Raw genomic sequence first — 10,890 nt, forward strand, 5'->3', positions numbered from 1 at the left:
GAGTTCCATCAGATGAAACCCGAGGGGGGCAAGGACAGCTCGACGACGCGGACGCTGTCGCGCGGGCTGCAGGTGCTCTCCGAGATCCTGGGCGCGGAGACCCCGCCCACCCTGACCGAGCTCGCCGTGCGCACCGGACTGGCCAAGGCCACGGTCTCGCGCCTGCTCGCGACCCTCGTGGAGTCGGGGTTCGCCTCCCAGCGGCCGGGAGGCCAGACCTACTTCGCCGGTCCGTCGATCGCCCGGTGGCTGCGTACCAGTCCGCTGGAGGCACTGCTCGCCGAGCAGGCCGCGCCGGCCCTCGACACGCTGCGCGACCTGTCCGGCGAGACCTCGGTGCTGTGCGTGCCGGTCTGGCCCGACCGGGTGTGCATCGTGCGCAGCCTCGCGCACTCCCCGATCCGCGCGCAGAAGACGATCGGCGAGAGCGGCCCGTTGACCCGCGGGTGCAGCGGCCGGGCGTTTCTCGCGTTCGCCAAGGACCCCTACGTGGACGCGGCGCTCCAGGCCCGCCCGCTGGTGCGGATGACACCCAGCTCGCTGGCCGAGCCCGAGGAGTTCTTCGCCCGCCTGCGCACCGAACGCGAGCTCGGCTACGCGATGTCCGTCGGAGGCACCTACCCGGACATGAACGGCATCGCCGTACCGATCTTCGCGGGCGGCTCGGCCATGCCGGTGGCCGTCATCAACGTCAGCGGACCGGCCGCCCGCTGGACCCAGGAGCGGATGGAGGCCTTCGCACCGACGCTCAAGGAGCACGCCGCCCGGCTCACCGGCTACTTCACCTCGGAAAGGATTTCATGATCAAGGCAGTGGCGGCGACCGGACAGCTCGGCACGGGCTTCAAGGCGCACACCCTCGCCGAAGCCGCTGAGGGCGCCGACTTCATCGGCTGTGATGCGGGCTCCTCCGACCCCGGCCCCTATTACCTGGGATCGGGCGGCACCCAGGCGTCCGACGAGGCCATCGCGCGCGACCTCGAACTGATGATCGCCGAAGGTGTCAAGCATGACATCCCCGTTCTCATCGGCTCGGCGGGAACGGCGGGCGCCCGCCCGCACCTCGACCGGACGGTCGACATCGTCAGGCGGCTCGCGGCGAAGAACGGCTGGCACTTCCCCCTCGCCGTGGTCAACAGCGAGATCCCCGCCGAGCGCGTGGTCAAGGCCTATCGCGATGGCGGTCTCACCCCGCTCAACGGGGCGCCGGAGATCAGCGAGGAGTCGATCCGCGCGGCGGAGCACATCGTGGCCATGCAGGGCCCCGAGTGTTTCGCCGACGGCCTGGAGCAGGGCGCCAAGGTGGTCATCGCCGGACGCGCCAGCGATACGTCGATCTTCGCGGCGGTCCCGATGATGCGCGGCATCCCCGAGGGCATCGCCTTCCACGCCGCGAAGATCCTGGAGTGCGGCGCGGCGTCCGTCGTCGAGCGCAAGTACCCCGACTCGATGGTCGCGCTGCTCGACTCCGAGGGTTTCACCGTCGAACCACCCAACCCGGACATGGCGTGCACCCCGCAGAGCGTGGCCTCGCACACCTTCTACGAGACCGCCGACCCGTTCCGGCTGGTCGAGCCGAACGGCACGCTGGTCACCACCAACGCCGTCTACACGGCGGTGTCCGACCGCGCGGTACGGGTCACCGGCAGCGCGTTCGAGCCCACGAGCGACTACACGGTCAAGCTGGAGGCCGCCACCCTTCTCGGTCACCGCACCATCGTGCTGGCCGGGGTGCGCGACCCGCTGGTGGTGGGCCGCATCGAACACTTCGTGGACGCCACGAGCGCGGTCATCAAGGGCAAGGTCGCCGACAGTCTCGGGCTGTCGGAGGACGACTACCGGATCCGCTGGAACATCTACGGCAAGAACGGCACGCTCGGGCCGTTCGAGCCGGAGGCCCACGTCACCGGCCACGAGGTCGCGCTGCTCATCGACATCGTCGCCAGGGACCAGCACACGGCCCAGGCGATCGGCTCGGTCGCCTGGCACACGGCGCTGCACCAGCCGATCCCCGAGTACAGCGGCCTGGTCAGCCACCTGGCGTTCCCCGTGTCGCCGCCGGCGATCGCCGCGGGACCGGTCTACGAGTTCTCCATCAACCACGTGATGCACATCGACGACCCGGGCGACACCTATTCGCTCACCATCCAGAACCTCTAGGGATCGGCATGCCGCAACTCCACGAGCTCGCACGGCTCATCAGAAGCAAGAACGCCGGCCCCTTCGAGCTGACGATCGACGTCATGTTCAACGACAGGGAGTCCTACGACCGGGTGGTCTCCTCCAAGCTGCTCAGCGCCGCCCGGATGGCCGAGCTGTACCAGGTCGATCCGGCCGTGGTGCAGCTGTTCGAGGCCGAGGTGGCGCTGGCGATCAAGATCTCGATCCCGCGTCCGATGCCGTCGGGCAGTCTGCGAGACACCGACATCTTCGGCGGCCAGTTCCACAGCCCGATCGTCCGGCTGGAGATTCCCTGAGCCGCCACCGAGAGAAAGAAGACGAACGCATGCAGAACCAGGCTGATACCAGGATCGAGCGGATCCGCGGCCTGCTGCCCGAGATCGCGCAGATCTCCGACGAGTCGCTGCGCAGCACCGTGGAGACCATCTGGGAACGGATGTGGGCCGAAAGCGGCTGGGGCGACATCGCCGACATCCCCAAGAACCCGTCCGCGCCCGGCGCTCCGCAGCGAGTGCCCGACGCCTGGACGCTGGTCACCCACACCCGGGCGGTGGCGCAGCTCGCGCTCACGTCGGCCGAGACCGTGAAGACCCTGCACGGCATCCCCTACGACCACGACGCGCTGCTGGCTATCGCGCTGCTGCACGACGTCAGCAAGATCGTCGAGTACGAGGGCACCAGGGAGAAGATCCAGAAGGGGCACGTCGGCCGGCTGATCCAGCACGGGGTGTACGGCGCGTTCATGATGTGGCAGCACGGGCTGCCGACCGAGCTGGTGCACGGCGTCATCGCGCACACCCCGTCGTCGCGGGGCGTGCCGCAGACGCACGAGGCGCTGATCGTCCGCTACGTCGACTTCCTCGACACCGACTCGATGCTGCTGGACGCCGGAGAGGAGCTGTACCTCAAATGACCCTCCTCTCACCTGGGGCGCGCTACCGCGAGCTGCTGCGCGGCGACGGCATCATCGTCCAGCCCTCGCTTGCCGACCCGCTGTCGGCGAGGATCGCCGAGGACGTCGGCATCCGGGCGCTCAGCCTGGGCGGCTACGCGATGGGCGCCAACCGCGCTGTCACCGAGCCCCTGCTCTCGCTCGAGGACGTCGCCCGCATGATGCGCGACCTGCGGGCCGTCACCCGGCTGCCGGTGATGGTCGACGCCGGGGCGGGCTGGGGCGAGCCGATGCACGTCATGCACGCCGTGCGTACCCTGGAACGTTCCGGCGCGGCGGCCGTGCACATCGAGGACCAGATCTATCCGAAGCGTGCCCACTACCACAAGGGCGTCGAGCACGTCGTGCCCCTCGACGAGCTACTGCAGAAGGTGCGGGCCGCGCTCGCCGCACGGGTCGACCCCGACTTCGTCATCTGCGCCCGCACCGACGCGATGCGCACCCACGGCTACGCCGAGGGCATCCGGCGGGCCAGGGCGTGTGCGGAGGCCGGCGCGGACCTGGTGATGATCTTCCCCGGCGACGACGAGGAGACCGAAGCGGCCCCCAGGAACCTGCCGGACATCCCCCTCGTATACGTCAACAGCACCGGCAACGACCAGGGGCGCGGTGTCTACCCCGCGCACGTCCTGGAAGGGTGGGGCTGGAAGGTCGTCTACGACTCGATCAGCGTCACCAACGTCACGTTCGCAGCGGTGAAGGAGTTTCTGGCCCGCCTGCACGAGACCGGCGACCCCGGATTCCACCGGGAGACCGTCATCGGCGTCCGCAAGGACGTTGAACGAACGATCGGCCTGGAAGAGCTCTACGCCCTGGAGGAGAGCACCGTCGAGCGGTAGCCCCGCACGGCCCCTCCCGATCGCACCCCTCCACCCGCGGCACCCCCCAAGACGCTCCACGGGTGAGACTCACACAACTGCACAAAGAAGGCGACATTCACCATGTCAACGCCAACCCCCATCGCGCCCGCCGCTTCGAAGGCCGAGCGGCGCCGGACGATCATCGCCGCGTCAGCCGGGAACTTCGTCGAATGGTATGACGCCGGGATCTACGGCATCGTCGCTGTGGTCCTGTCGAAGAAACTGTTCCCGTCGGACGTGGACCCGACGATCGCCCTGCTCAACACCTACGCGGTCTTCGCGATCTCGTTCCTGCTACGACCCTTCGGCGGCATCGTCTTCGGGCACATCGCCGACAAGCTCAGCCGGAAACAGGCGCTCTCCATCACGATCATCGCGACCTGTATCTCCACCGGCCTCATTGGACTGATCCCAGAATACCGGACGATCGGCTGGCTCGCGCCCGTGCTGCTGCTCGTGCTTCGCCTGCTCCAGTCGATGGGCACGGGTGGCGAGTACTCCACGGCGATCAGCTTCGTCTACGAGCACGGCCAGAAGGGCAGGAAGGCCGTCGCCGTCGGGCAGCTCACCTCCCTGACCTTCGGCGGCTTCCTGGTGGGCGCGCTGTTCTCGACGATCCTGTCGGCGCTCATGCCCGCCTCCGCGTACGAGTCGTACGGCTGGCGGATCCTCTTCCTGCTTGCCCTGCCGATGGGGGTCGTCGGCTCCTACCTGCGCCGCAAGACGGAGGAGAGCCCGGAGTTCCAGGCGCTGCAGCGGATGCGCGAGCAGACCAAGGCCCAGGTGACCCCGCTGTTCGAGGCGCTCAGGAAGTACTGGCGACGCATCCTCGTCTTCACCTTCTTCATGGGCAGCTGGTCGGTGTTCGCCACCCTGCTGACCAATTACCTGCCGACGTTCCTGCACGCCAACAAGGCGCTGTCGGCCACCCAGGCGAACGCCGCCAACCTTCTCGCCAGCTTCATGGTGCTGGTGTTCGTGCTGGCCTTCAGCCCGGTCGCGGACCGCATCGGGCTGCGCAAGGCGATGATCGTCGCGTCGATCGTGCTGATCATCGGCATCGTCCCCGGCTACGCGATCGCGGCCGACGGCGTGGCGGGCGGCTTCCTCGGCGCCGCGATCCTGGGCACCTGCAAGGGCATCCTCGCGGTGCCGGCGCTGCTGGCCACAAGCCAGATCTTCCCGGCGGGCATCCGCGTGACGGCGGGCGGGCTGTCGTACAACATCTCGGCCTCGGTGCTGGGAGGCACGGCGCCGTTCGTCGCGGTCTGGCTGAACGGCACGTCGGAGACCTCGCTGCTGTTCTCCTCCTACCTCATCTTCTACGGGGTGCTGACCCTGGTCATCACGCTCGTCTACGCGAAGGGCTGGATCGCCGAGTCGGCCGCCCACTCGGGCGACGCCGCGACCGGCAAGGCCGGGGACGCGCCATTCACCGTGGCCGACCCGGCGCTCGGCCTCGCGCAGCAGGCGGGCGGCCCGGCCGACCGGGAGGGCCGCAGCTGAGGCGGCTCATCCCCTGACGACGCCGGCACGGCAGGGCGCGGGGACGCTCACGCCCCTCCGCGCCGGCCGCTGGATCGGGTTACCGCGGCGTTGCAGCCGATCACCGGATGGCGCTCAGATTCACGATCACCTGCTCGCCGTCCCGGTCGTACCGGAACAGCCCGCGCGCCCGGTAGTCCAGCGTCGCCGTGGGCATCCCCTTCTTGGCCGGCCGTAGTCCGAGATCGGCGCCCCGGCCCGTGGCCAGGTCGTACAGAACCTGGCCACGCAGCCCGTCGTCCTTGCCGCGCTGGAGCAGTGTGAGGAAGCGGTCAAGCGCCGGTGGGGAGATGTCGGGCATGCCGGGCAGCTCACGGGCGCCGCCCTCGCGGCCCACCAGGGTGCCGCCCTTCACGCACCAGCTGATCCCGCAGGAGGCGAACGGCTCGACGGGAGCCTTGCTGCGCTTGCCCGTCTCGATGTTGAGCAGGTCGCCGAAGATCACCTGCTTGTCGCTCCGCTGCTTGTAGTCGTGGCGCGGGGTGGCGGCCCAGGGCCAGCCGATCAGCGTGTACTCCGATGTGCCGGGCAGCAGCCGGGGCGTGTCGCCCGACAGCGGCATCTCGAAGACGCCGCCCTTGCCCCACAACGTCCACACCGCCTTGTCGCCGACGATCTCCAGGTCGATGCCGCCGTAGCCGGGCACGCCCTCGAATGTGGTCAGCCGGCGCTGCGTGCCGCCGGTGCGGGGCGCGGTCCAGATGTCCACGATCCGCTTGCGCTCCTGCTTGCGCACGGTCCACCAGTACAGCCGATCGCGGTCGGCCAGCACGAACGACGCGGTGACGACGGTCTTGGGCGGCGGCGTGACCTGGACGAGCAGCCGCGCCGTCCGTGCCGCGACGTCGTAGGCCCACAGGCCGTCCATCTTGTCGGCGTTGCCGTCCCTCTCCGTACGGACCAGCACGGTGTGGTCGTCGAGGAACACCTCCGGCCTGAACGGCCTGCCGTTCGGCAACGTCGCGGGCACGACGTGCACGGCGCCGGGCCAGACTTCCTCGATCGGCGGGTACGTCGGGTCCGCCTCCTGGACCGGCGCCTTGGTGGTGGCGACGGCGGGCGGGGGCGTCGCCGGCGTTCCTCTCGCAGCGTCGATGACAAAGGGCGCGCCGGCGGTCAACAGGACCACGGCCGCCGCGGCGGCGAACCCCGCCACGCCGTGCCGGCGGCGCCTGCGGTGCTCTTCCTCGACGCGTACCAGCAGGTCGTCGGCGGGGCGAGGGGCGTGGCGGGCCGCGGCGGCGAGTTCGGCGGCCAGGGACATCTCCAGGTTGTTGGTCACGTGACGTACCCCATGTTCTCCACGATTCCGGGCAGGTCGCCGCGAAGTTTGTCCAGGGCGCGGGAGGCCTGGCTGCGTACGGTCCCGCGGGAGACACCGAGGACGTCTGCGATCTCGGCGTCCGTCAACTGCTCGTAGTACCGCAGTACGAGCACGGCACGCTGGCGGGGCGGCAGCTTGGACAGCGCCTCCCAGAGGCCGGAGCCCTCGTTGGGGGCGTCCTCATAGGTGGTGTCGGGTGGCGTGGCCGTGATGTGCTCGCGCCTGCGCACCCGCCAGGAGTTGATGTGCAGGCGCGTCATCGTCGTCCGGACGTAGCCGTCCAGCGCGTTCTTCCTGCGCACCCGTGACCACGAGCCGCGCAGCCGGACCAGAGCCTCCTGCACCAGGTCGGCCGCGTCGTGCGGGTTGCCCGTCAATACGTAGCCGTAGCGGAGTAATCCGTCCACGCGCTCGGCCACGAACCGCTCGAACAGCGGATCTTCCTGCACGTCTGCATCCTCCTCCATCCCGACCTAGTGTGATGCGCCTGAAATCTTGGTGATAAGTCTGTACTCTGTTGTTGTCTTGCCGACGCCGGCCGTATCGGTCGGCCAAAGGCCGATCTGGTCCTGGAGGAGGCCGAGCGCGTCCAACTGACCCGGTGGGCCAGACGCGCCAAGAGCGCACAGTACCTGGCGCTGCGCGCGAAGATTATTCTGCGCTGCGCGCAGGGCGGCACGAACAAGCAGGCTGCAGCCGATCTGGGGGTCGATGAGTCGACCGTGGAGCGCTGGCGTGCCCGGTTCATCGCCCGGCGACTGGACGGCCTGCACGACGAGCCCCGGCCTGGCCGGCCACCCTCGATCCTGCTCGATCAGGTCGAAGACGTGATCACCGCGACGTTGGAGTCCAGCCCCGGTAACGACACGCACTGGTCACGGGCCTCAATGGCCAGACGCACCGGACTGTCGAAATCGACCATCGGCCGTATCTGGAAGAAGTTCGATCTCAAGCCGCACCTGCAGGATTGCTTCAAGCTCTCCACCGACCCGCAGTTCGTGGACAAGGTCGTCGACGTCGTCGGGCTCTACCACAACCCGCCGGAGCGGGCGGTGGTGCTGTGTGTGGATGAAAAGAGCCAGATCCAGGCGCTTGACCGGTCCCAGCCGGTGCTGCCGATGATGCCGGGCACGCCCGATCGGCGCACGCACGACTACCTGCGGCACGGCATCACCAGCCTGTTCGCTGCCTTCAACATTGCCGACGGCACCGTCATCAGCCAACTCCACCGCCGCCACCGCGCCGTAGAGTTCAAAAAGTTCCTGGTCACGATCGACAAAGCCGTGCCGGCCGAACTGAATGTCCACCTGGTGTGCGACAACTATGCCACCCATAACACTCCCGAGATCAGAGCGTGGCTGGCCAGGCATCCCCGGTTTCATGTTCACTTCACCCCGACCGGGTCCTCCTGGATCAACCAGGTCGAACGCTGGTTCGGCCTGCTGACCGACAAGCTCATCCGCCGCGGTGTCCACACCTCCGTCAAAGCTTTGGAGGACGACATCAAGGCGTGGATCGCTACCTGGAACGAGAATCCCCGGCCGTTCGCCTGGACCAAAACCGCTGACCAGATCCTGAACTCCCTCGCCGACTATCTCTCCAAAGTCGGAACCGACCACAGGACAGGGCAGAATTAACCTTCAAGATTTCAGGCGCATCACACTAGCGACGTACCCTGAACCTCAGGTGCAGCACCCCCTCGCCCTGGATGACCACATAGGGATCCTCCAGCAGATGCTGCCCATCGATGCTGCCGAAGTAGCGTTTGCCCGACCCGAACACCACCGGCACCACGTCCATCGCCACCTCGTCCACGAGGCCGGCCGCCAGAATCTGGCCGCCCACCTCGCCGGCGTTCACACTGATGGCTCGCCCTCCGGCGAGTTTCTGGGCCTTGTCGATCGCAGCCGCCACGTCATCGACGAAATGGTACGACGCCTCGGGGTGCCAGCCCTCGGGCTTGGGCCGGTGGGACACCACCACCACGTGATCACCCGTAGGCGGATGACCCTCCCAACCGTTCACCAGGTCGAACAGGCGGCGGCCCTTCACGATCGTGCCGATCGACTCCCACATCGACCGGACGTACTGCGCCGATGCCTTTGAGACCTTGAAGGCGCTTCCAGCTCCGGAATGATCGTACTGCTGGTCGCCGCCTCCGGTGATCCGGGTGTCCCCGTTGAAGTACCAATCGTGAAGTGGCCCGACGTCGTCGTTCCGGTCGGCGATGAAGCCGTCCACCGACACCACGTTGTGCATGAATACTGTGCCCACAGGTTCTCTCCAGTCCTCTTGCGCATTCGCCCCGATCCTGTCGCCCTGGAGGGCGGCTAGTCTTGCAAAAAATCAATCAGTGGGCATCGGACCGATGTCCGGCGGGAACCCCCGCGCGGCGGGGAATCGGCGCCGCAGGGCCAGGTATTCCGTCGGGGAATGGCCGGTGAAGTCCTTGAACTCCCTGCTCAGGTGAGCCTGGTCGAAGTAGCCCGCCGTTTGAGCGAGCACGGACCAGTCGACCGGACGCTGGGCGTCTACGGACACGATCAGCCGCGCAAAGCGGTAGATCCGCGCCACCCGCTTCGGGGTGACCCCAACGTGAGACTTGAACAGCGTGGCCAGGTGATTGCCACTCACTCCAGCGGCATCGGCCAGCGCACCGACCGGAACCACGCCGTGGGAGGTCTCCAAACGCCCGCCTGCGTGCCGGACCAGGGTGAGACCGCGCGACGGTGCCTCAGCAAGTCGCGATCGCAGCTCCTCCTCCAACACCCGCAGTGTCTCGGCGGCCGATGCGATGTCGCCGACCCGGTTGTGAATCCGATCCAAAGACCGTCGCCAGACGGCGTCGACCGGCACCCATCGGTCCCGCAGCTCGGCCGCCGGCATGCCGACGAATGGCGAAATCCCCCAAGGCTTGAAGTGCACCCCGACGAGCCGCACCCGGGTGGGGTACTCAATGAGAAAACGCCTGGTCCATACACCCATGAACCACCCATCGACGAACACTGCCGGCGGCACCGAAGGGTCGGAGTCCCACAGGCGGACAGGTCCGCCCAAGTTGACGAACAGGTGTGCCGACGGCATCGGCGGGACGTTCATCCGGCGGTGGCGCGGCACCCCGGTCAGGCAGTACATGTCGTCGATGAAGCCGTCGAGTGGCGGGGAGGGGACCCGACCCACGTATTGCATGGACTCAGTGTGGCCGACGAGAGTCACTCACCAAACCCTCACCCTCAACAGCGACCTGCTCGCCATCGAGAGTGAGCTACACAGACCCGGGACGCCTCGCACGCCTACCAGTGTGTCGCCGAACCCGGCGAACGTAAGTGGTCAGCGCACTAGACGGAATGGAAACGGCAAGTGTTGCATCTGGCCTCCAGATGCCTCGATACGGCTTAGTGCGTGTTTGAGAAGATCGTTTTTAGGGCCAGTTGTAGAGGCGGCGTGCCTGTCGGCGGGCGGGCCCTTCTCGGGTGAGGCGGCGGGCCATACCGGCGATGGCCGCCCAGCGGATGATCGCCTCGCAGATGGCGGGGTCGCGTTCGTAGTCGCGGGCCAGTCTGCGGCAGGCGGTCAGCCAGGCCAAGGTCCTCTCCACCACCCACCTACGGGAGATGACGCTAAAGCCAGGCTGGTCAGCGGGCTTACGGACGATCTCCAGGGTGGTGCGCAGCGTGTCACGCGCCCAGTCCACCAGTCGCCCGGCGAAGCCCTGATCGGCGAAGACGTACCGGATGGGGATGGTGAGGTACGCCGATAGCAGGGCAGTCTTGGCGCCGTCGCGGTCTTGCCAGCCGGCGGCCAGCACTGCGACCGTGATGAGCAGGCCGGTGGTGTCGGTGATGATGAATCGCTTGCGGCCGTTGACCTTCTTGCCGTTATGACGGCCCCGTCATAACGCAAATTATCTGGGGCTGGATGTTATGCCGGGCAAGGTGGATCAGGGCTGGCCAGCGAAGGTCTGACAGCGCGACTGCCAGAGATAATTACAAGTTCTCCAGGAAGGCGAGCAAGCTATCGCCGGGACGG

General features: G+C 67.7%; 11 protein-coding genes and 1 pseudogene. 7 read left to right on the top strand and 5 right to left on the bottom strand.

Features of this window, described 5'->3' with window-relative positions:
• The first annotated feature begins 12 nt into the window (after nucleotides 1-12).
• The 6 genes from ITP53_RS21985 to ITP53_RS22010 all read left to right on the top strand — a co-directional run bounded on the left by ITP53_RS21985 (nucleotide 13) and on the right by ITP53_RS22010 (nucleotide 5,498).
• Nucleotides 13-804 carry an IclR family transcriptional regulator gene (locus ITP53_RS21985; protein WP_195897304.1) on the top strand — a complete coding sequence of 264 codons (792 nt, stop codon included), beginning with the start codon at nucleotides 13-15 and terminating at the stop codon, nucleotides 802-804.
• Nucleotides 801-2,159 carry an acyclic terpene utilization AtuA family protein gene (locus tag ITP53_RS21990; protein WP_195897305.1) on the top strand — a complete coding sequence of 453 codons (1,359 nt, stop codon included), beginning with the start codon at nucleotides 801-803 and terminating at the stop codon, nucleotides 2,157-2,159. The genes ITP53_RS21985 and ITP53_RS21990 overlap by 4 nt, the downstream gene beginning before the upstream one ends.
• Nucleotides 2,160-2,167: 8 nt before the next feature.
• On the top strand, nucleotides 2,168-2,476 hold the full coding sequence (locus tag ITP53_RS21995) for a DUF4387 domain-containing protein (protein ID WP_195897306.1): 309 nt from the start codon (nucleotides 2,168-2,170) through the stop codon (nucleotides 2,474-2,476).
• A 29-nt stretch (nucleotides 2,477-2,505) separates the two neighbouring features.
• On the top strand, nucleotides 2,506-3,093 hold the full coding sequence (locus ITP53_RS22000; protein ID WP_195897307.1) for an HD domain-containing protein: 588 nt from the start codon (nucleotides 2,506-2,508) through the stop codon (nucleotides 3,091-3,093).
• Nucleotides 3,090-3,971, top strand: coding sequence for an isocitrate lyase/PEP mutase family protein (locus ITP53_RS22005; protein ID WP_195897308.1), 882 nt, complete (start codon nucleotides 3,090-3,092; stop codon nucleotides 3,969-3,971). The genes ITP53_RS22000 and ITP53_RS22005 overlap by 4 nt, the downstream gene beginning before the upstream one ends.
• A 102-nt stretch (nucleotides 3,972-4,073) precedes the next feature.
• The gene (locus tag ITP53_RS22010; RefSeq protein ID WP_195897309.1) at nucleotides 4,074-5,498 is read left to right on the top strand and encodes an MFS transporter; all 1,425 of its coding nucleotides are present in this window, start codon (nucleotides 4,074-4,076) and stop codon (nucleotides 5,496-5,498) included.
• Between the two features lie 100 nt (nucleotides 5,499-5,598).
• Here ITP53_RS22010 and ITP53_RS22015 read toward each other — a convergent pair whose 3' ends face one another.
• Nucleotides 5,599-6,819, bottom strand: a complete 1,221-nt coding sequence (locus ITP53_RS22015) for a hypothetical protein (RefSeq protein WP_195897310.1) — start codon at nucleotides 6,817-6,819, stop codon at nucleotides 5,599-5,601.
• Nucleotides 6,816-7,328, bottom strand: coding sequence for a SigE family RNA polymerase sigma factor (locus tag ITP53_RS22020; protein WP_195897311.1), 513 nt, complete (start codon nucleotides 7,326-7,328; stop codon nucleotides 6,816-6,818). The genes ITP53_RS22015 and ITP53_RS22020 overlap by 4 nt, the downstream gene beginning before the upstream one ends.
• A 75-nt stretch (nucleotides 7,329-7,403) precedes the next feature.
• Between ITP53_RS22020 and ITP53_RS22025 the strand changes: the two genes are divergently transcribed.
• The gene (locus ITP53_RS22025) at nucleotides 7,404-8,498 is read left to right on the top strand and encodes an IS630 family transposase (RefSeq protein WP_195897317.1); all 1,095 of its coding nucleotides are present in this window, start codon (nucleotides 7,404-7,406) and stop codon (nucleotides 8,496-8,498) included.
• Between the two features lie 25 nt (nucleotides 8,499-8,523).
• Here the strand turns inward: ITP53_RS22025 and ITP53_RS22030 are convergent, their stop codons facing one another.
• The 3 genes and pseudogenes from ITP53_RS22030 to ITP53_RS22040 form a co-directional block, all read right to left on the bottom strand.
• On the bottom strand, nucleotides 8,524-9,135 hold the full coding sequence (locus ITP53_RS22030) for a dihydrofolate reductase family protein (protein ID WP_195897312.1): 612 nt from the start codon (nucleotides 9,133-9,135) through the stop codon (nucleotides 8,524-8,526).
• Nucleotides 9,136-9,207: 72 nt separating this feature from the next.
• A complete protein-coding gene (locus ITP53_RS60400; protein ID WP_207756259.1) occupies nucleotides 9,208-10,077 on the bottom strand; it encodes a helix-turn-helix domain-containing protein in 870 nt (289 codons plus the stop codon).
• A 205-nt stretch (nucleotides 10,078-10,282) separates the two neighbouring features.
• A pseudogene (locus ITP53_RS22040) lies at nucleotides 10,283-10,735 on the bottom strand (transposase); the annotation flags it as partial.
• Nucleotides 10,736-10,890 lie beyond the last annotated feature (155 nt).

Origin of the sequence: Nonomuraea cypriaca, assembly GCF_015645445.1 — a bacterium.
GTDB classification, from domain to species: domain Bacteria; phylum Actinomycetota; class Actinomycetes; order Streptosporangiales; family Streptosporangiaceae; genus Nonomuraea; species Nonomuraea cypriaca.